This is a genomic window from Arthrobacter sp. zg-Y844 (genome assembly GCF_024385465.1).
GTDB lineage: Bacteria > Actinomycetota > Actinomycetes > Actinomycetales > Micrococcaceae > Arthrobacter_B.
Map to the genome: position 1 here is coordinate 245,281 of NZ_JANFLS010000001.1, position 20,868 is coordinate 266,148.

Here is a 20,868-nt window from a genome sequence, read left to right on the forward strand (position 1 = left end):
CTCCCGCCGACGCGCGCCGCCAAGGAGCGGCGCGTTTAAAGCTAATCACACACTGGGCGGGCTTTCGCGTCCGCGCAAATGCCGGGCGGGTGCAAACGGAAGGGCCGCGCCCGGATGCACCCGGCGCGGCCCTTCGTTGCCTGCTCGACCTATGCGGTCCGTGTTACTGCTTTGCCGAATCCCCGAGGGTGACGTCGACGCTGTCCGTTTTACCGTCCCGTGTGAAGTCGATGGTGGCCTTGCCGCCGGCGGGCTGCATCCTGATGGCTGCAGTCAGCGACTGGGCATCCGTGACCGGGATGCCGTTGACGGACGTGACCACATCGCCCTTGCGCAGGCCGGCCTTTTCGCCCGGGGACCCGGATACGACTTCGGCGACCTCGGCACCCACGGTGAACGTCGACGACGAATCGGACGCGGTTGCCGGCGTCACCGAGACGCCCAGGTAACCGTGGGTCGCGGACCCGTTGTCGATGATCTCTTCCGCCACCCGCTCGGCATAGGTGATGGGAACGGCGAAGCCGACACCGATGTTGCCGCTGTCCTCGCCGGCGGCACCGGAGGCGGCCGAGGCAATCGCGACGTTCACGCCGATGACTTCGCCGTCGGTGTTCACCAGTGCGCCGCCGGAGTTGCCGTGGTTGATGGCGGCGTCGGTCTGCACCACGTTGAGGAAGATCGAGCTCTCCGCGGTGCTCTGGTCCTGTGACGATCCATCCGGCGGAGCGAACCGGAAACCGAAACCGTTGTCTTCGGGTTCGTCCGAACTTTCCGACTCTTCCGGCGCAGCCGAGGACTGGACGCTGATGGTGCGGTTGAGGGTGGAGACGATGCCGTCAGTCACTGTCCCGGACAGGCCGAGCGGGGCGCCGATGGCAATCACGGTGTCCCCGACATTCAGGTTCCCGGAATCGCCCAGGGCAGCGGGTGTCAGGTCCGCGGCGTCCACCTTGATGACCGCGAGGTCGGACAGGGGGTCCGTCCCTACGATGGTCGCGGTCAGGACCCGTCCGTCCGACGTCTGGACTTCGACGACGGGATCGGCGGCAGTGCCTCCGAGGGTCACTACGTGGGTGTTGGTCAGGATGTGGCCGTCCTCGTCCAGGATGATCCCGGAACCGGTGCCCGTGCTGCCGGAGGCGGCAACTTCAATGGTGACCACACTTGGTGAGGCCTTCACTGCCGCCGCCGTGACCGAGTTGACGCTGTCTTCGTCGTTCACCACGACTGTCTGCGGCTGGCTGGCCTGGCCGGCGGCATTGCCGTCCTCCAAGAGCGCGTTGGCCCCGACGGCCACGCCGCCGCCGAACAGACCTGCAAGCAGCATGCCCGCAACCAGTGTTCCCGCCCCGAACTTCTTTGCCCGGGATTCAGGTGCCGGCGTCGTTCCGGCCGGTGCGTGGAAGGCGCTGCCCGAGGCCGTGGACCCGTGCGCGGCAGACCCGTAAGCGGAAGACCCGTAGCCGGCCGGGCCGTTTCCGTGGCCCGGCTGTCCCTGCGCGGGGACGGCATTCGCCAGGGGTTCGGTCTGCGGGTTTCCCGGCGTTTCCCCCTGTGTTTCTCTGTAAGTTTCCCCCGAAGCGGTCCCCGAATACGACGGCGGCGCCGGCGGCCGGGGCGGCAACGGGCGTTCGGTGCCCTCGGGACCGCCGTGTTGCTCAGTCATGTGGGTTGTCCTTTCAAAGTTCGTTTACCCATGGTGTAGCCACATCGTTCTTTTTATCCACTATGGCAGTGCTAGCTGGGATGTACGGGGACGATTACTGGACATCCGCTGTGAAGAACCCGAACGCCGTCCTATTGGCAGGCTACTCGAGAACGGGGTAAAGGTGCAGGTCAGGCGGGCGTTCCCCGGCCGCGGTGCCGGCTCTCCCGCTCCGGCCGCGGTGGACGCGGCATAGGGCGGCCCCTAGAATCGGTACCAAGGTCCGGGGCCGCATGCGCTGCCCCCTACGGCAGCTGGAACCGAGCGAGACGAAAACCAAAGGACGTTGTATGCGGTCACGGAACAGGTTGGCGGCCGTACTAGGCCTGAGCGCAGTTACGGTCCTGGTCCCGGCCGCTGCTTTTGCGGGGCCCGCGGAGCCGGTCCCGGCGGCTGCCGGTCCGGTGGTCCTTGTGCCGGCGGAATCCCCCGTGCGGATACCGCCGGGCGAATTCGTCGTGGACCCGGCCGATGTGCTGGGCAGTGATGCTTCCGAGGTGGAGGAAGCCATTTCGGAAGTGCAGCGGAACAGCGGGTACACCCTTTACGTGGTTTACGTGGACTCCTTTACCAGCCCCTCGGACCCGGTCGCCTGGTCGGAGCAGGTGGTGCAGGGCAAGGGCATGGGCGCTAAGGAAGCACTCCTGAGCATCGCCACCGAGGACCGCAAGATCCAGGTCTCCACCGGGGACCAGAGCGTCCTGAACCAGGCGCGCCGCAACGCCATTCTTGCTGCGGCGACCGACCCCCTGCTGGGGTCCCAGGACATTTCCTCCGCCCAGTGGGCCAACAGCGCAGTGAACGCTGCGGAGTCACTGGAAGACATTGCCCGCGGCGGAGACGGAGAGGTTGCCGCCGCGGAGGAATCCGGCGGAGCCGACGTGGCGCCCCTGCTGGTGGGCGGCGTCGTCGTCGCCGGCGGACTGGGGACCGCCCTGCTGATCCGCAGCCGCCGCCGCAAGTCCGCCGCCGCTGCGCCCGTGCAGCAGCAGGGCCCCGCTGCCCCGGTGGATCCGCTGGACACCATGAGCGTGCCGGACCTGCGCAAGCGCGCCGGCAGCCTGCTCGTGGCGGCCGACGACGCGATCAAGTCCAGCGAGCAGGAGCTGGGATTCGCCATGGCCGCCTACGGCGAGGGCGCGGTCACGACCTTCTCCGAGGACCTGGCCGCAGCACGCGCCCACATGGGCGAGTCCTTCAAGCTGCAGCAGCAGCTCGACGACCACATTCCGGATACCGAGCAGCAGCAACGGACCTGGCTGAAGGAAATCATCCGCCGGTGCGAGGCAGTGAACGAGTCGCTGCAGGCACACAAGGAAGAGTTCGATTCCCTCCGGGAACTGGAGAAGAACGCCCCCGCCGCCTTGGCAGCGGCACAGGCAGCCGCGGACCAGGCCGCCTCGCGCCTAAGCACCTCGGCGGCGACACTCGATTCGCTTCGGTCCCGCTACGCCGCCTCCGCCGTCAGCCAGATCAGCGACAACATCGACCAGGCCCATGAACGCCTGGCATTCGTGTCCAATGCCGCCGCGACGGCGAATGAAAAGCTGGCTGAAGGGGATACTTCTTCGGCAGTGGTTTCCGTCCGAGCGGCCGAAGAATCCGTCCACCAGGCCGACGTGCTGCTGGACGCGATCGACAAGCGGAGCCAGGAACTCGACGCCGCACGCCAGGAGCTCCAGCGCGCAGTTGCCGACGCCAACCAGGACCTGGCACAGGCCGGCGCTATTGCCGCCGGCGGAACCACTCCCGGTCTCGCCGGTCCGGCAGCCGGAGTCCGTGCCGCCCTCGATGCCGTGAACCAGGCCACGCAGGCCGGCCCCATTGACCCGGTGGACCTGCTGCGCCGGCTGGAAACGGCCAACAACCAGCTCGATGCCGCACTGGAAGGCATCCGGGACCGCCAGGAGCAGGAGCGCCGGGCACGGGATTCCCTGCAGCATGCCATGATGGCCGCGCAGGCGCAGATTTCCGGCACCTCGGACTACATCCGGGCACGCCGCGGCGGCGTCGGCAGCGAGGCCCGGACCCGGCTGGCCGAGGCTGAGCGCAATCTGCAGCAGGCCGTGGCAATGCAGTCCTCGGATCCGGTGAGCGCCCTCGCCTACGCCCAGCAAGCCAATGCGCTGGCGGCCCAGGCCGCGGAAATGGCGCAGCAGGACGTGGACGGTTTCGGCGGAGGTTTCGGCGGCGGCGGATTCGGCGGCGGAGGAGGCGGCGGAAACGGGCTGGGCGGCGCCATCCTCGGAGGTATCCTCATTGATTCCATCCTGCGCGGCGGCTCGCACGGCGGCGGATGGGGCGGCGGCGGATTCGGCGGTTTCGGAGGCGGTGGTTTCGGCGGGGGCGGCGGCTTCGGCGGAGGCGGCGGGTTCGGCTCATCCGGCGGAAACTTCTAGCCCACACGGACCAAAGACGCAAAAGTGCACCAAGATGTACCCGTAACGCTCCATGGCGGAGGCGGGCTTTTTCCGAACACAGCAGATTGAAAGGCAGACACCGTGGTTAAGCAGTCGATTTTCGGACGTATCACTCAATTGGCCAAGGCCAACATCAATGCCATCCTCGACCAGGCCGAGGATCCGCAGAAGATGCTCGACCAGATGGTGCGGGATTACAGCAACAACATCGCTGAGGCCGAGAGCGCCGTCGCGCAGACCATCGGGAACCTTCGGATGCTCCAGGACGACTACAACGAGGACATCCAGAACGCCCAGAACTGGGGCAACAAGGCGCTGGCTGCCTCCCGCAAGGCCGATGAGTTCCGCGCGGCCGGGAACACCGCCGACGCCGAGAAGTTCGACAACCTTGCCAAGGTGGCCCTTCAGCGCCAGATCGCCTCCGAAAACGAAGCCAAGGGCGCACAGCCGACCATTGCTTCCCAGGAAGAGATCGTTGAACGCCTCAAGACCGGCCTGAACCAGATGAAGGGCAAGCTGGACCAGCTCACCAGCAAGCGCGACGAACTGATTGCCCGCGCCCGCAACGCCTCCGCTCAGACGCAAATGCATGAGGCCATGAAGAGCATCGATGTCATGGACTCGACCTCCGAGGTGGGCCGCTTCGAGGAAAAGATCCGCCGCGAGGAAGCCCGCGTCCGCGGCGCCAACGAGCTGGCGTCCTCCAGCCTTGATTCGCAGTTCGAGTCGCTGGAGGATCTCGGCGAGCAGACCGAGGTCGAAGCCCGCCTCGCGGCCCTGAAGTCGTCCGGCACAACGCAGTCCGCCATCGAGGACTAGCCACAGCTGCTTCCAGTACTGCCGAAGGGCGGGTGCCGCTACCGGCGCCCGCCCTTCGTCCGTCTGGTGCGTTCCCGCCGGGGCCGGTGTTGCCGGGCCGTGCGCCGGCGCAGGGCCTGCCGCCTCAGGAGAAGAGGCAGGAGCAGCCACAGCAGGGCCACGACAACCGCCACCGATGCTGCTGCTATGGCGCCGGCTGAACCGGAGAGTACGAGGTCGAACACCAGGCCAATGGTCCCGACCAGGATCAGGCCCACCAGTACCAGGGTAAGGCGCAGCAGCAGGTCCGCGCTGTCCACCAGGTTCCCCTTGATCCGCCGCTGGAAGAAGGCGCGGTGCAGCACCGCCGTGGACAGCAGGAGCGCGGTGACGAGTACCGAGAGCACCACCAGGCACAGGTAGATGCCCACCTGGACCGGGTTCAGTTCGGTGAAGCGCTGCTGGAACGGCAGCGTCAGCAGGAAGCCGGTCAGGATCTGGATGCCGGTCTGGAGCACCCGCAGCTCCTGCAGCAGGTCCGTCCAGTTCCGGTCCTGCTTCTGCAGCGGAGTTTCACCGCGGTCCGGGTCCCGTTCCGCCGGAGTATCGCCCATGTGGGAAGTTTAGTGGGTCCGTCGGCGGGCAAAACAAAAGTCCCTCGAGGTTCCTTGCGGATCCTCGAGGGACTTTCTTTTGTTGCGGGGGCAAGATTTGAACTTGCGACCTCTGGGTTATGAGCCCAGCGAGCTACCGAACTGCTCCACCCCGCGGCGTGATATCTAACTCTACCCGCCGCAGGACACTGACGCAAACCGGAACCCCGGCCCATCGCTGCAGGACCGGGGCCCCGGCCTGCGAGCCGACGGCGGCGCACCCCGGGTGCCCCGCCGCCGTCCGCTAGTTCCCGCCGTCGCTAGTTGCCGCCGTCGCTGTCTTCCGCCGGAGCAGTGGCGCCGTCGGCAGGCGCCTCGGTGGCGTCACCGGCAGCACCCTCCATCCGCTCCTGGGCTGCGGTAGCCCGGGTAATGGCGTCCTGGAGCCGGGCCTGGGACTCGCCGTAGGCGGCAAAGTCGCCGCGGCCAAGGGCAGCCTGGCCGTCCTGGATGGCCTGCCCGGCATCGGAAAGCGCCGTAGCCAGTTCGGACTGGGCGGTCACGTCGCCGCCGCCTTCCGCTGTCGGAGGCGTAGCCCCGACGTTGCCGGCATCCCCCGTGGACGCTCCGGAGTCTCCGCCGAAGATCTGGTCCAGGGCTTCTTCCAGGGTGGGTGCGAAGCCCACCTTCTCGCCGAAGTTCACCAGCACCCGCTGCAGGGTCGGATACGAGGCCTCACCCGAGGACTGTACGTACACGGGCTGCACGTACAGGATGCCGTCGCCTACCGGCAAGGTCAGCAGGTTGCCGTTGATGACTTCCGAAGCACCCTGGCGCAGGAGGTTCAACGCGTTGGAGACGGTCGGATCGGAGTTGAACGTGTTCTGCGCCTGGCCCGGCCCGGGAACAGCCGTATCCGTAGGCAGGGCGAGCAGGCGAAGCTTGCCGTAGTCCTCGCTCCTGACACCCGCTTCCCCGGTGCCGGCGTCTGCCTCGGCGGAGAGGAAACCGTAAAGCACGTTGCGGGGGTCGCCGCCTTCGCTCACGAACGGAATGAACGGCGTGGTCAGCGAGAAGGTCGCTTCATCCTGTCCCGGCATCTGCAGCGACAGGTAGTACGGAGGCTGCTTGACGCTGCCGTTGCCGCCCGTGGGATCGGCCGGAACGCTCCAGGCGTCGTCGTTCTTGTAGAACGAATCCGGATCGGTGACGTGGTACTTGCCCAGCAGTTCACGCTGGACCTTGAACTGGTCTTCCGGGTAACGCACGTGCGCCATCAGGTCAGCGGACATGTCGCTGTACTTTTTCAGGGTGGAGGGGAAGACGCTCTGCCAGGACTTCAGCAGCGGATCCTCATCGTCCCAGGCGTACAACTCGACGGAACCGTCGTAGGCATCAACCGTGGCCTTCACCGCGTTCCGGATGTAGTTCACCTGTTCCTGCGGCAGTGCCGCAGCTCCCGGAGTCAACGAGTCCGTGGTGGCATCCTGCAGCTCCTGCTGCGTGGAGTAGGGGAAGTACTTGCTCGTGGTGTAGCCGTCCACGATCCACTTCACCCGGCCGTCAATGACAGCGGGGTACGCGTTGCTGTCCACGGTCAGGTACGGGGCAACCTTTTCCACCCGGTCGCGGGGGTCGCGGTCATACAGGATCTGGGATTCCTCGTTGATGGCGTCCGCGAGCAGCAGCTCGGTGGACTGGAACTTGATCGCGTAGACCAGCTGGTTGAAGAAGTTCCCGACGCTCGGGCCGCCCTCGCCGCTGAAGGTGGTCTGCGATTCCTCTTCCGAGTTACCCGTCTGCGGGCGGTCGATTTCCACCGGTGGGGTGCCCTCCGGGGCGCCGACCACCGAGTACTGTGGAGAGTTTTCGCCGAAGTAGATCCGCGGCTCGTACTCGCCGCCGTCGGTGAGCACGCCGGTGGAGGGAATGCCGGACTCCATGAAGCTGGGCTTGCCGTCCGCCCCGACCGTTGAACCGCGCGCTGCCACCACGCCGTAGCCGTGGGTGTAGAGGATGTGTTCGTTGACCCAGCCTGCGGGCACGCCGCCGACGTTCAGTTCGCGGACGGCGATGACCGTGTCCTGGACCTCGCCGTCGATCTCGTAGCGGTCCACGTTCAGGGTCTGGGGGAACTGGTAGTACTGGCGGAACTGCTGCAGCTGGCCGAACGCGTCGGAGACGACATTCGGGTCCAGGAGACGGATGTTGGCCGTGGTGCCGGCGTCCTGTTCAAGTGCTCCGGCGTTGGCGTTCACCGTGGCGTCGTACGGGATGACCTCGGTGTCGCTCAGGCCGTAGGCCTCCCGCGTGAGGTCGATGTTGCGCTGGATGTATTCGCGCTCGAGGCTCAGCTCCGAAGGCTGCACCTGGTAGCGCTGGACAATCCAGGGATAGACGCCGCCGGCCACGATGGCCGTGATGATCAGCATGGCGGTGCCGATAATCGGCAGGCGCCAGCGGCCGATGACGGCTGAGAGGATAAACAGGACGGCAACGATGACCGAGGCAACGGCCAGGATGGCCTTGGTCGGGATGACGGCCTCGACGTCGGTGTAGAGGGCGCCGGTCCAGGTTCCCGAGGTGCTCAGCAGGGTGTCGTAGCGGTCGAGCCAGAAGTTGATGCCCTGCAGGATGAGGAAGGCTGCCGCGATGATGGCCAGGTGCAGACGGGCCGGGCGGCTGACGAACACACCCTTTTCCTCCAGCCGGATGCCGCCGTAAAGGTAGTGGGTCATCAGGCCGGCAATACCGGCAATAACGACGACGCTGATCAGGAAGCCCACCAGGAACCCGATGAAGGGCAGCGTGTTCAGATAGAAGCTGTAGTCCATGTTGAACTGCGGATCTGTCTTTCCGAAATCGCGCCGGTTGAAGAAGAGCAGGGCCTGCTGCCACATGGACATGGCGGCCGTGCCGGCGAAGCCGCCGACAACGATCGGAATACCGATCATCAGCAGCTTGCGGATGGGCTCAAGCTGGGCCTGGTACCGGTTGAGGTTGTCCTGGAGTGCACTGTCCGGCGCGTAGATCGGCCGCGACGTGTAGGCCACCCGGATACTGGTGAACACTCCGGCGGCCATCACGAGGAAGGCCGCAAGGAACATGGAGATGCGGGTCAGGTTCTCCTTGACGAAGACTTCCAGATACCCCAGCTGGTTGTACCACAGGACATTCGCGTAGACCTGGGAAAAGTACACGAAGCCAATGACCAGGATGGCAACGACGATCAGCGTTGCGATCAGCGGGCTGCGCCGCCGTCGCCTGCCGACGGCCGTGGCCGTACCGGGTCGGGAAAATGGGCCGTTTGGTCCGGAAGTCACAGTTACCTCATCGTTCGGTGCGTCGGCTCGCGGCCTGGCCGGGATGCACCGGCGGGAATGCTTTCGGGTCGTGTTTCCAGCCCTGTTTCCCCACCGGTTACCCCGGAAGCCGTCCGTAAATCATTCTGCCTTGGATTGCTCTGTGGCTGCCACTTAGATCCGGTGCCGCAAACAACCTTGTCCCGATCGTAACTAGGGCGGGCCGCCTACTACTAGGGGGTGCACTGCGGCAGATCCGCCGCACTCCCGCCGGCGGCGAGCTTTTCGACCGCCTGGATGGCCTCGTCCAGGGTGGAAACCCGCACCACGTCCAGGCCTGCCGGAATATGGCCGACGACCTCGCCGCAGTTGTCGGCGGGGGCCAGGAAATACTCGGCCCCGGCGTCGGACGCACCGATCAGTTTCTGCCGGATCCCGCCGATAGGGCCCACGTTCCCGGCCGCATCGATGGTCCCGGTTCCGGCGAAATGCCTGCCGCCGGTCAACGGTTCCGGGGTGAGCCGGTCCACGATCCCCAGGGCGAACATCATTCCCGCGGACGGACCGCCTACGCGTTCCATTCCTGCCCCGATGTTGACCTCGAAAGGGAACTCGAAGGAGGTCGCCAGTTCGATGCCGAGCTGATAGGTACCGGTATCGGATTGCCGCGGGGTCACGGATTCGGTTACTTCGTCCCCGTCGCGGCGTACCGTGATTGCCGCAGGCGAGCCGCCGCCGTCGTTCAGGACGGCGCGCAGGCTCTCGATGCCGTCGATCCGGGTGTCCCCCACTGCAACCACGGTGTCTCCGGCCTCCAGCACGCCTTCGGCCGGTGACCCCTCCACCACGGCTGCCACGGTAAGTTCCTGCGTATAGCCGATATCCAGCTGGTTCAGGGCTGCGGCGACGGCGGATTCCTGGGACGACGTCATGGCGGCGGCGTTTTCCTCATCCACCTCGTCGCTGGTGGTTCCCGGGGCGTAGAGGAATTCGGTGGGATAGACGACGTCGTTATTGTTCGCCCAGCCGCCCACGGCCTGGAAGATGCTGATGTTCGTGCTCGGACCGCCGGAAACGTAGACGGTGGTCAGGTCCAGCTCGCCCTCCGTGGGATAGCTCGGGCGCCCCTCGATCTCGATGATTTCCGCGTCGCCGGCGCTGCCCAGCGTATTGAACGTAGGTCCCGGGGACTCCACCACGTACTGGGCGGGCAGCAGCAGCCCGGCGGCACCGAGGACGGCGGCAAGCGCACCGGAAGCAATCATCGCCCGGGAACGGGCGGAGCGTTTCGCGGGCGCGGGGCGGCCCGCACCCAGGCCCTGGTACGGATAGACGGAGTAGCTGCCGTCCGGCTGCGGGGCCGGGACCGGAGGCTCCCCGGGCACGGGATTACCTGGCCGGCCCTGCGCCGCAGTCCTGCTGTCGTCATGAGAGGGGCGCAACTGACCAACCTTTTCCTGCGCTCGTGTGCTGTGCTTGTTTTGTTGTGCTCGTTTTGCTGTGCTCGTGTACAGATCCGGCGCCCGCGGTCGGGCTGCCAACCCTGCAAGCCTACGCCCGGCCCCCGGCCGTGGCGTGCAGGGCAGGCTTTGCCTACAGCGAACGAAAACGGCCTGTGCGGGACAGGGCTTGGACCCTGCGGGTAGCGTAAGGGGAATATGGTCGGCAGGTGCCGGGCATCGCACACTATCTTCCACAGCATTAATCTTCCGCAGTATCTTTCCGCTTTATCTTCTTTCACAGGACCGGTGGTATCCCATGAGTTCCAATCCATCCGACCGCGGGGACAACCCGCAGGATCCGCTGTCCGAAATGCTCGCGCGCCTGTTCGGCGCCGGCGGCGCGGGCGGCATGGATCCTACCGAGCTGGCAAAGGCGGCCGGGCTGCCCTCGGACCCCAACGCCATGGCCATGATTTTCCAGCAGGTCCAGGCCATGTTCAGCGCTTCTTCGGACGGTCCGGTGAACTGGCAGCTGGCCAAGGACAACGCCCGGCGGGTGGCGGCAACCGGCAGCGACCCTTCCACGGGCCCGACGGCGGCCCGCGAGGTTGACGAGGCGCTGCACCTGGCTGAACTCTGGCTGGACCCGGCCACCGATTTCGCGTCCACCGGCAGCCTGGGCCGCGCCTGGTCGCGGGCGGAGTGGGTTGAAGCCACGATGGATTCCTGGCGCCGCCTGACGGAACCGGTGGCGGTGAGCATTTCAGAAGCCCTGTCCAATGCCATCACCACGCAGATGCCCGAAGAAATGAAGTCCATGATGGGCGGGGCATCCTCCATGCTGGCCAACATGGGCGGAGCAATGTTCGGCATCCAGCTCGGCCAGGCCGTGGGGGCACTGTCCAAGGAAGTGGTGAGCTCCACCGACATCGGCCTGCCCCTCGCGGCCGGAACCATGGCACTGCTGCCCGCCAACGTTGCAGCCTTCGGCGAAGGCCTGGATATCCCTGAAGCGGAAATCCGCCTGTACCTTGCCGTTCGGGAAGCAGCTCATGCCCGTCTCTTCGCACAGGCTCCGTGGCTGGCGTCCCACCTCTTCGGCACCATCGAAAGCTACGCCCGCGGCATCCACATCGATATGTCCAAGATCGAGGAAGCCGCCCGGGAGATCGACCCCGCCAATCCCGAGTCCATCCAGGCCGCCTTGTCCGGCGGAGTGTTCCAGCCCCAGCGCACACCGGCCCAGGATGCCGCCCTTGAACGGCTGGAGACCGCCCTGGCCCTGGTGGAGGGCTGGGTGGACGAGGTCACGGCCGCTGCCACGGCGAACCTGCCCTCGGCGGGGGCCCTTCGGGAAATGATCCGCCGGCGCCGTGCCAGCGGTGGTCCCGCTGAGCACACGTTCGCTTCCCTGGTGGGCCTGGAGCTGCGGCCGCGGCGGCTGCGCGATGCCGCTGCACTCTGGGCGCATCTCACGGAGGAACGCGGCATTGAGGGCCGCGATGCCATCTGGCAGCACCCGGATCTCCTGCCGACCTCCGAGGACCTCGACGATCCCCAGGGCTTCAGCCGGCGGCGTGAACTTCTCGAAGCGGCCGACTCCGACGTTGATGCCGCACTGAAGCGCCTCCTCGACGGCGGCTTCGACACGCCGGCCGACGGATCAGGCTCTGAAGAAAAGGGTTCCGGGGAAACTGCGACGGATACGCCGGCCGCCGAAAACACCGACGAGGGTTCGGACGGTGATTCGGACGAGACCGAGGGCGACGACGGAAAACCCGGCGCCAGCTAGCTGACCGGCAGCACCCGCAGCTGCTCCAGAGGCAACAGCCTCTGGAGCAGCTGCGTTTAAGGACCGGTTAGTCCTCCCCCATCTCGCCCTTCAGGCCGCGGGCGCTGGCGAACGCTGCCCCGGAGAGAAAGGCCTTGGCGGTCTCCGTCTGCGGATAGCTTTCCAGCAGGCGCCAGAACGCCGGGCCGTGCGAGGGCACCAGCAAGTGCGCGAGTTCATGAAGCAGTACGTAGTCGATGACCCATTCGGGCATGCCCTGCAGCTTGTCGGAAAGCCGGATGGTTCCCCTGCCGGGCGTGGCCGATCCCCAGCGCGAGTTCTGGTTGCTTACCCAGCGGACGGACTGCGGGCGGGCACGGCCGGAGAGGTAGGTCCGGGATAGTTTCGCGGCGCGCAGCATCAGCTCGCTCTCACTGGTTTCCGGGTGCGGCACACCGGCCGAGCGCTCTTCCAGCCGCGCCACCATCCGCCGTACCCATTCCGCCTCCTGCGCTGTGGAAAAATGCGCGGGGATGGAAATCAGCGCCACCCCGTCACGGAAGACGGCGTTGACCGTCCGCTTCCGCCGGGCGGACCGGCGGACCTGGATCGGTATTCCGGTGCTGGTGGTGGCCGGGATGGAAACGTCGGCGGTCCGGTGCGGGGAAGGCATATTCCAAGCCTAGCCGCCGTCGCCGGCGGCCCTGCAGCCTGTGGATAACCCGGAACGGCTGCGAACGCCGTGCCAGCATGGTCAGCAGCCCGGCTGTTCGGGCAGTGCCGGCAGCCCGGCGGGCAAGGGCCGGCAAGGCTGGCAAGGCTGGCAACACGCAGGAAGAACCGGACTACGGGAGCAGGCCATGCGGATCAATCCTGGAATTCATGTGCTGGAAGTTTCACCGGGCGCCCGGCAACTGGGGATCGGCTCAGGATCCCTGCTGCTGCGCAACCTCCAGGACGCCGACGTCGCTTTCCTGGCGGCGCTGCGTCAAGGCGTTCCGGACGGTGCTGAAGCGGCCACCGCAGCAGGACTGTCCCTCCCGCCGGACCGCGCAGCGTCGCTCCTGCAGGTCCTGGGACCTTTGCTGGTACCGCAGGAGGGAACCGCGGATCCCATTCCCTCCCTGCGCTCGGAACGCCTCCTCCCGGACGCACAGCGTCTTTCGTCCGCCTATCGCGTCAACGGTGAGGAATCGATCCGGCGGCGGGCCGGTGCGGCCGTCTCCGTGGATGGATTGGGCCGCACGGGAGCCCTGGTGGCACGCACCATTGCCTCCGCAGGCATTGGCACCCTGCTGCTCACCGACCCCGGGGTGGTCTGCCCGGCAGATGTCGGCCCGGCCTATGCCATGACCGATATCGGAATGAACCGTGCAGCCGCCGTCAAACGGCATCTGTTCCGGATCGACCCCACCCTTCAGGTGCTGGCGATGGCGCCGGGCGGAGGCCGCCAGGTCCCGCCCGCAGTGGATCTGGCGGTGACCGTCCGCGCGGTCGGGGCCGGTCCCGTACGGCCGGGACGGCAGTCGGATCTGCCGGACGGTGACGAGGGTGTTCCCCGACTGGTACTGACCGCCCAGGAAGGCGGATGGGATATCGGCCCGTTGGTGGTTCCGGGCGTCACACCCTGCCTGGAATGCCTGGACCGGCACCGGGCAGACACCGATCCGGGGTGGTACGCCGCATTGGAAGCCCTGACTGCGGACAAGGATAAAGCCCCCGGGCAGGAGCGTGCGGGCACGCCCGACTCGTCTGGTCCCTCGGGCGAGGAACTTGCCGGCTCGGTCCTGGCCGCCGGAGCGGCGGCCATGGCGGCGCTGGTCTTCCTGGATGGAATCAATCAACCGGCTGTGTTCTCCGCCGTCCTGAGGCTGCGGACATCCGACGGTTACCCGCAGCTGCGGAAACTGGACTACCACCCCGCCTGCGGCTGCCGTCTGCAACGCAGCAACCGGGTGGCGTAGCCGGCGCCCAGGGCGCGGCGGAAGGCCCGGCAGCTAGGCTCCGGCGCTTTCCGCGAGTACCTTCAGTACCGCTTCGCCGTAGCGCTCCAATTTCGACGGACCGACGCCGGGCAGGGTGGCCAGCCGGTTCAGTGACGGCGGCCGGTCTTCCGCGATGGCGACCAGAGTGGCGTCGGTGAACACCACAAAGGCCGGAATACCTGCTTCGGCGGCCGCCTCGCGGCGCCATTCCCGCAGCGCGTCGAAGGTAGCTTCCTCATAGGTCACCGGGCAGTCCCCGCAGCGCCCGACCTTGCGTTCGGCGCCGGTGTTCAGCAGGGCACCGCAGCTGCGGCACTTCGCCGGCCCGGTGACCTTGCGCCGGGTCTGCTTCGCCGGTCCTGCCGTCCGTCCGGCGTCCCGCTCCGTACGGGGACGCAGTCCATCCAGGAAACGTGACGGTTTCCGGTTGGCACGCCCGCCCGGTGTCCGGGCCGTGGACCAGGACAGCGCCAGGTGTTCCCGCGCACGGGTAATACCCACGTAAAGCAGCCGCCGTTCCTCGTCGACGGCCTCCGGGGTATCGGCAAAGGAAATGGGCATCAAGCCTTCGCTCAGTCCAACCAGGAACACTGCATCCCACTCCAGACCCTTAGCCGAGTGCAGGGACGCCAGGGTTACCCCCTGGACCCGGGGTGCGTGCTGTGCCGCGGCGCGTTCCTCCAGTTCCGCCACGAAGTCCTGCATGGTGAAGATGCTGTCCGGGTCACGGGTCCGGGTGACCTGCAGCTCTTCGGCGAGCGCCACGAGCGCCGCCAGGGATTCCCACCGCTCCCGCGTGGCGCCGCCGCCTGTCGGCGCCTCGGACGTGTAGCCCAGGGAAGCCAGGATGTCCCGCACCATCTGGGGCACGGGCTCGTTGCCCACGGACCGGGACGCCGCACGGAGCTGCAGCACCGCGTCGCGGACTTCGCGGCGGGCGAAGAACCGCTCGCCGCCGCGCAGCTGGTAGCCGATACCGGCTGACGCCAGCGCCTGCTCATAGGCCTGCGACTGTCCGTTGGTACGGAAGAGGACGGCGATCTCGCTGGCCTGGACCCCCTGCTCAATCAGTGCCTTGATGGAGGAAGCCACGTGCGCGGCTTCCGCTTCGTCGTCGGCGCATTCGGTAAACGTCGGCTCCGGGCCGGCCGGCCGCTGCGCCACCAGTTCCAGCGGCGTCGGCCAGGCCGGTGCCGTCCGGTTCCGCTCCCCCTCGGCTGTGCGGGCTGCGAGGATCCGGTTCGCCAGGCCGACCACCTGCGGCGTGGAACGGTAATCGCGGACCAGCTTGACGACGTCGGCGCCGGGGAACCGCTTGGTGAAGTCCAGCAGGTGCCGCGGGGTGGCGCCGGTGAAGGAGTAGATGGTCTGGCTGGAATCGCCCACCACGCACAGTTCGTTGCGGGCGCCCAGCCACAGGTCCAGGAGCCGCTGCTGCAGCGGTGAAACGTCCTGGTACTCGTCCACCACGAAGTGCCGGTACTGGTCCCGCACCATGGCCGCCACCCGCTCGTCTTCCTGGAGGATCCCCACCATGATCAGCAGGACGTCTTCGAAGTCGATGATGTTGCGGTCCACTTTTACGTCCTCGTAGGACTGGAAGATCCGCGAAATGGCCGTCAGGTCAAACCCTGCCGGGGGTTCCCGGTCCCCGGCGGCCCGCACGTAGCTGTCCGGGGTAAGCATGGAAACCTTCGCCCATTCGATTTCCGCGGCAACATCACGGATGGCGGCCCGGTCGGTGGACAGCCGCAGGCGCCGAGCGGCTTCCGCGATGATCTGGGCCTTGTGATCCAGCAGGCCGGGCATCGCTCCGCCGACGGTATGCGGCCAGAAATACTGCAGCTGCTTCAGCGCGGCAGCGTGGAATGTCCGTGCCTGGACGCCGCCGGCCCCGAGGTCCCGGAGCCTGGTGCGCATTTCCGCTGCGGCCCGCGCCGTGAAGGTAACCGCCAGCACCTGCTGCGGCTTGTAGACGCCGGTGGCCACGCCGTAGGCCATCCGGTGCGTGATGGCACGGGTCTTACCGGTTCCGGCACCCGCCAGGACGCAGAGGGGACCGGTGAGGGTGGTGGCTACTGCCCGTTGCTCGTCGTCGAGCCCTGCAAGGATTCGTGCTTCTGGTGATTCACTGCTCATGCGCGGGTGTTGGCCTCCGGTTCGGTAATGGTGCCGCCGTACCAGCGCTCGATCAGGTTCCGGGCGATGGAAATGGGGCCTGCAATGGTGATTTCGCCGCTGGCCACGGCATCGGTGAGTTCCGTCCGGCTGAACCAGCGGACATCGGACATTTCGACGCCGTCGGCCTTCGCTTCCGCGTGCTCCGCGCGGGCGGTGAAGCCCAGCATCAGTGAACACGGGAACGGCCACGGCTGCGAACCGAGGTATTGCGGGCTGTGGACAACCACGTTGGACTCTTCAGCCACCTCGCGGATGACGGCGGCCTCCAGCGATTCCCCGGGCTCAACGAAACCGGCGAGGGTGGAATACCGGTTCCCCGCCCAGGCAGCGGCCGAACCAAGCAGGATGCGGTCCTGCTCGTCGATAACGGCAACGATGATCGCTGGGTCTGTGCGCGGGAAGTGGGAGCTGCCGTCCTCGGGACAGCGGCGGACCCAGCCTCCCTGCTCCGGAACAGTCCGCGCACCGCAGCGCGGGCAGTGGGTGTGCACGGAATGCCAGTTGGCGATGGAAGCTGCCTCGACGAACAGTCCTGCGTCCAGGGCACCCAGATGGGTTGCGGCTTCACGCAGGCTCACCCAGGCGGCGCCTTCCACGGCGAGCGCTTCATCCGGCTCGGGCAGGGTCACCAGCACGACGTCGGTCCCCAGCGGCACCTGCGCATCTTCGAGGGTCCGGCCCAGATAGACGGGAACGTCGCCAAAGCCCGCCGCAGGCGGTTCAAAGAGCACCAGGGCGCCGTCGCGGACGAGGGTCCGGCCTGTTGCCAGGTACATGACCCGGGTTCCGCCGTCGGCACGGATGGTTTCGAAGAGATCCGGTGCCACGCGGCGCTCGGAGCCCCGATCCACGGCCGTCCGCGCCAGCGGTAATAAACCCAAGGGAGTTGCTTCTGCTGCCGGTGCCGGGATACTCATACCACCTACCGTACTGACTCCCTCCCCCCAAACTGTAGTTGGCCCCGGGTGCCGTCCCCGGTCTGAGGTTTTCCTCACGGTTTGGGCGACTCGCCGCCCGCCAATGGTTATTCGGACCACATCTGCCCCTACGGTTGAAGATGTGAAACGGACCCCCATGGAATTGGCTGCAATGGCCAGCGCTGCCGTCCCAGGGCTGACCCCTACCGGCGTTGCCGGTTCCCCGGACGACGCTGCGGATTTTGACGCGGCGCTGCTGCTTGACGACGCCGGGCGCAGGTGGCGCGTCCGGTCCCCCAAACACCTCGAGGCCAGTATGCGCCTGGAGACCGAACTGCTGGTCCTGCGCACATTTGTCCCGGCGGTGAGGGCCGAATTGCCGTTCGCGCTGCCGTATGTTGCCGGCACCGTCCGCCAAGGCGAGCTATGCACTTTTGTCTATTCCCACCTGCCGGGCGCCCTCCGGAGCATTGATGCCCTGGTGACGGCCGGGAGTTCCGTCGCCATGGAGATCGGCCGGGCCATGGCCGCGATCCACGCCATTCCCCGGGAACTGGTCACCTCCGCGGACCTGCCGAGTTACAGCGCCAACGAGTTCCGGCAGCGGCGCCTGAACGAGCTGGACCAGGCGGCCACCACCGGCAAGATCCCCGCTGTACTGCTGCGGCGCTGGGAGCACGCGCTGGAAGACGTCTCGCTGTGGCGTTTCAAGCCCACCGTGGTCCACGGCGACCTGCATGAAGACAACATCCTGCTGACCGGCGAACGGGTCAGTGCGGTCACCGGCTGGACCGACCTCCGGGTGGGCGACCCGGCAGATGATTTTGCGTGGTTGATCGCGGCCAACGATCCCCGGTTCACGGAGACCGTGCACGCTGCCTATTTGGAAGCCAGCAACGATCCCGAGGATCCGCACCTGATCCGCCGGGCAGCTTTGTCTGCGGAATTCGCCCTCGCGCAGTGGCTGGTGCGCGGCGTCGCCGCAGAGAACTCCACCATGGTCGACGAAGCCGTGGAGATGCTCGGCACCCTCGAAGAAGACGTACTGGCCCAGGAAGCGTCGGACCGGCGGGACAGCCAGGCCCGCGCTGCCGACGCCCGGGCAGCGGAAGCCGACGCCGCTGCCGCGGCGGCCGCCCGGCCGGCTGCCGCCAAGGTTACCGTTGTCCCCATTGCTCCGGACGCGGCACCTGCGGCGTCAGGCGGAAACGACACCGGCCCGGACACCGGCAGTGTCAACCGCGTGGTCGATACCGGCACCGGGTCGGACACGGAAAACGGCACCGAAACCGCAACGGCAACGGCAACGGACCGCCCGGAACCTGATGAGAGTGTGCGGGGAACATTAGCCCCCGATGAAGGAACACCAGGGGAAGCCGCAGCGGATGAAGCCGCAGCTTCCGGCGTGGACACCGGCTCCGGGAACGATCCGGAAACCGATGCTGATTCTGAGGCGGACAACGCTTCCGTTGGCAGCTCTTCCCGCGAAGGAGAGTCCGACACGAGCCAGCCGGGGACCGAAACAACGGCCCTCCCGCTGACCCCGGTCCCTGAGAAGTAGCCCAGCACGCCTACGCTCGGGTGCCCCGCCGAATTCCGGCGGGGCACCTTTTTCTTTTAAGAGCTATTGCAATGTCTCGGTTCCTGCCCTAGGTTAGTTACATCAGTAATGAACCAAGCAAGTAGCGAACCGGGGACGTGCGTCCCCGGGGCGAAACCACAGGAGCCGCTTTGATAGATGACAGCAGGCCGATCTTCCAGCAGATCGCCGAACGCGTCGAAGGCGACATCCTTGACGAAACCCTCAAGGAGGAGAGCCAGGTGCCTTCCACCAATGAGTTCGCGGCCTTTTACCGGATCAACCCGGCGACGGCGGCCAAGGGCATCAACCTCCTTGTGGATGAGGGAATCCTCTATAAGCGCAGGGGCATCGGTATGTTCGTGGCGCCCGGAGCCAGGGAAGCCGTCCTCAAAAAGCGGCGGGAACAGTTTTATGAGCAGTACGTCCGTCCGTTGACAATCGAAGCGCGGAAGCTGGGTATTGACGGCACCCAGCTCGCCGGATTGATTCAGCGCAGCGCCGTCGACACCGAAGGGAGCATGGCGCCATGACTGCCGGCACCACGAACGTGATAGAAACCCGGAACCTTACGCGCCGTTACCGGGACCAGCTAGCGCTCGACAACGTCGACCTGGATATCTCCGGCGGCCGCATTTACGGGCTGCTCGGACGCAACGGAGCGGGCAAGACCACCTTGATGTCCATCCTCACGGCCCAGGGCTTTGAGTCTTCCGGCGAGGTACGGGTCTTCGGAGAACACCCCTTCGAAAATGACCGGGTGCTGCGGCGGCTCTGCTTCGTCCGCGAATCGCAGAAGTACCCGGACGATTTCACCGCGGCCAACGCCTTCGCATCCGCCGGGCTCCTGTATCCGAACTGGGATGCCGGGTTCGCCGCCTCGCTCGCGGAGGAATTCCGCCTGCCGGTCAAGCGCCGGTTGAAAAAGCTATCCCGCGGCCAGCTTTCCGCCGTCGGAGTGGTTCTCGGACTGGCATCGCGGGCGGAAATCACCTTCTTTGACGAGCCCTACCTGGGGCTCGACGCCGTGGCCCGCCAGATTTTCTACGACCGGCTGGTTGAAGACTTCGCAGAGCATCCCCGCACCATCGTGCTTTCCTCGCATCTGATCGACGAGGTCGCCCTTCTCCTGGAGCATGTGATCGTGATCGACAGCGGCAGGATTGTCCTGAATGACGACGCAGAGAACATCAGGGGCAGCGCCGTAACCATCACCGGCACTGCGGACGTCGTCGAGGCCTTCATCACCGGGTACCCGGTACTGCACCGCGAAGCCCTGGGGTCCCTTGCCTCGGTGACCGTAGAGCATCGGCTGGACGACGCCGGGCGTCGGGAAGCCGCAGAGCTTGGGTTGCAGCTGACCCCGGTATCCCTGCAGCAACTCATTGTCCGCAAGACCCTGCAGGCCGATGGCGTAGAGAAGCCGTCCGGCACTGCGGCAACAGACAGCCTGGAGGCGTTCCAATGAACCGTGCAGTAGCCGTGGCGCGAATGCAGCTGACCAATAAATGGATCTACCTGTGGATCCCGCTGATTATCCTGGTTGCCTCCACGCTGATTTCGCTGGCCATCTTCGCGATGATCCCCGACGACGCATCGAACGTCATTTCGGGCTCCGGGCAGGCCGTGATGTGGTACTTCTTTGCCTTGGGCATCCAGGCCATGACCCTGCTTTTCCCGTTCTCGCAGGCCCTCAGCGTCAGCCGCCGCGCCTTCTACGTCGGCACCATCGGCCTGTTCTCCCTGGTCGCCCTGGCTCTCGCGGTCCTGTACTGGGTGCTGGGCCTGGTGGAGCAGGCAACCGACGGCTGGGGCATGAAGGGTGCCATCTTCGCCATCCCGTGGATTGCCGAGGGCGCCTGGTCCACCCAGATCCTCTTCTATTTCGCGGTCACCATCCTGCTGTTCCTGCTGGGCTTCTGGAGTTCGACCATCTACAAGCGCTGGCGGCCGATTGGACTCACGGCAGCACTGGTGGGCGCCGGCGCCGCCCTGCTGGGAGTCATCGCCTTGATCACCTGGCGGGAGGCCTGGCCCTCCGTCGGCGCCTGGATAGTGCAGCTGACGCCGCTCTCCCTGGCCGGCTGGCTGCTGGCTGCCGGTGCGCTGCTTGCCCTCACGTCCTACGCCACGCTTCGGCGAGCCGTTCCCTGACCCTCCCCGACCGGTCCAGCC

The 20,868-nt window shown here is 66.6% G+C and carries 15 protein-coding genes and 1 tRNA gene; 8 read left to right on the plus strand and 8 right to left on the minus strand.

What is annotated here, in order from left to right; genetic code table 11:
* Nucleotides 1-163 precede the first annotated feature (163 nt).
* The gene (locus NNX35_RS01105; protein WP_255866765.1) at nucleotides 164-1,666 is read right to left on the minus strand and encodes a S1C family serine protease; all 1,503 of its coding nucleotides are present in this window, start codon (nucleotides 1,664-1,666) and stop codon (nucleotides 164-166) included.
* A 470-nt stretch (nucleotides 1,667-2,136) separates the two neighbouring features.
* Here NNX35_RS01105 and NNX35_RS01110 point away from each other — a divergent pair, with 470 nt between their 5' ends.
* Nucleotides 2,137-4,104, plus strand: coding sequence for a TPM domain-containing protein (locus NNX35_RS01110; RefSeq protein WP_255866766.1), 1,968 nt, complete (start codon nucleotides 2,137-2,139; stop codon nucleotides 4,102-4,104).
* Nucleotides 4,105-4,206: 102 nt separating this feature from the next.
* A complete protein-coding gene (locus tag NNX35_RS01115; RefSeq protein ID WP_227918389.1) occupies nucleotides 4,207-4,944 on the plus strand; it encodes a PspA/IM30 family protein in 738 nt (245 codons plus the stop codon).
* 38 nt (nucleotides 4,945-4,982) lie between these two features.
* Here NNX35_RS01115 and NNX35_RS01120 read toward each other — a convergent pair whose 3' ends face one another.
* The 4 genes from NNX35_RS01120 to NNX35_RS16140 all read right to left on the minus strand — a co-directional run bounded on the left by NNX35_RS01120 (nucleotide 4,983) and on the right by NNX35_RS16140 (nucleotide 10,203).
* Nucleotides 4,983-5,537 carry a DUF6328 family protein gene (locus NNX35_RS01120; RefSeq protein WP_255866767.1) on the minus strand — a complete coding sequence of 185 codons (555 nt, stop codon included), beginning with the start codon at nucleotides 5,535-5,537 and terminating at the stop codon, nucleotides 4,983-4,985.
* Between the two features lie 82 nt (nucleotides 5,538-5,619).
* A tRNA-Met gene (locus NNX35_RS01125) sits at nucleotides 5,620-5,693 on the minus strand.
* Nucleotides 5,694-5,836: 143 nt separating this feature from the next.
* Nucleotides 5,837-8,839, minus strand: a complete 3,003-nt coding sequence (locus tag NNX35_RS01130) for a UPF0182 family protein (protein ID WP_370646909.1) — start codon at nucleotides 8,837-8,839, stop codon at nucleotides 5,837-5,839.
* 212 nt (nucleotides 8,840-9,051) lie between these two features.
* Nucleotides 9,052-10,203, minus strand: a complete 1,152-nt coding sequence (locus NNX35_RS16140; RefSeq protein WP_255866768.1) for a S16 family serine protease — start codon at nucleotides 10,201-10,203, stop codon at nucleotides 9,052-9,054.
* A 373-nt stretch (nucleotides 10,204-10,576) separates the two neighbouring features.
* Here NNX35_RS16140 and NNX35_RS01140 point away from each other — a divergent pair, with 373 nt between their 5' ends.
* A complete protein-coding gene (locus tag NNX35_RS01140; RefSeq protein WP_255866769.1) occupies nucleotides 10,577-12,052 on the plus strand; it encodes a zinc-dependent metalloprotease in 1,476 nt (491 codons plus the stop codon).
* Between the two features lie 67 nt (nucleotides 12,053-12,119).
* Here NNX35_RS01140 and NNX35_RS01145 read toward each other — a convergent pair whose 3' ends face one another.
* Nucleotides 12,120-12,704, minus strand: a complete 585-nt coding sequence (locus NNX35_RS01145) for a M48 family metallopeptidase (RefSeq protein ID WP_255866770.1) — start codon at nucleotides 12,702-12,704, stop codon at nucleotides 12,120-12,122.
* 187 nt (nucleotides 12,705-12,891) lie between these two features.
* Between NNX35_RS01145 and NNX35_RS01150 the strand changes: the two genes are divergently transcribed.
* The gene (locus NNX35_RS01150) at nucleotides 12,892-13,995 is read left to right on the plus strand and encodes a ThiF family adenylyltransferase (RefSeq protein ID WP_255866771.1); all 1,104 of its coding nucleotides are present in this window, start codon (nucleotides 12,892-12,894) and stop codon (nucleotides 13,993-13,995) included.
* Nucleotides 13,996-14,028: 33 nt separating this feature from the next.
* Here NNX35_RS01150 and NNX35_RS01155 read toward each other — a convergent pair whose 3' ends face one another.
* The gene (locus tag NNX35_RS01155; RefSeq protein ID WP_255764756.1) at nucleotides 14,029-16,155 is read right to left on the minus strand and encodes an ATP-dependent DNA helicase UvrD2; all 2,127 of its coding nucleotides are present in this window, start codon (nucleotides 16,153-16,155) and stop codon (nucleotides 14,029-14,031) included.
* Nucleotides 16,152-17,114 (minus strand): NAD(+) diphosphatase, encoded by a 963-nt coding sequence (gene nudC / locus NNX35_RS01160; protein WP_255764757.1) that lies wholly within the window; start codon nucleotides 17,112-17,114, stop codon nucleotides 16,152-16,154. The genes NNX35_RS01155 and nudC overlap by 4 nt, the downstream gene beginning before the upstream one ends.
* Nucleotides 17,115-17,286: 172 nt before the next feature.
* On the opposite strand from nudC, the gene NNX35_RS01165 reads away from it, so the two are divergent.
* From NNX35_RS01165 to NNX35_RS01180, 4 genes are all read left to right on the plus strand, one after another.
* Nucleotides 17,287-18,675 carry a phosphotransferase gene (locus NNX35_RS01165; protein ID WP_370646910.1) on the plus strand — a complete coding sequence of 463 codons (1,389 nt, stop codon included), beginning with the start codon at nucleotides 17,287-17,289 and terminating at the stop codon, nucleotides 18,673-18,675.
* A 170-nt stretch (nucleotides 18,676-18,845) separates the two neighbouring features.
* A complete protein-coding gene (locus NNX35_RS01170) occupies nucleotides 18,846-19,226 on the plus strand; it encodes a GntR family transcriptional regulator (protein WP_227918398.1) in 381 nt (126 codons plus the stop codon).
* Nucleotides 19,223-20,161, plus strand: a complete 939-nt coding sequence (locus NNX35_RS01175) for an ABC transporter ATP-binding protein (protein WP_255866774.1) — start codon at nucleotides 19,223-19,225, stop codon at nucleotides 20,159-20,161. The genes NNX35_RS01170 and NNX35_RS01175 overlap by 4 nt, the downstream gene beginning before the upstream one ends.
* Entirely contained in the window at nucleotides 20,158-20,847 is a 690-nt protein-coding gene (locus tag NNX35_RS01180) for a hypothetical protein (protein WP_255866775.1), read from the plus strand. The genes NNX35_RS01175 and NNX35_RS01180 overlap by 4 nt, the downstream gene beginning before the upstream one ends.
* The last annotated feature ends 21 nt before the right edge of the window (nucleotides 20,848-20,868 follow it).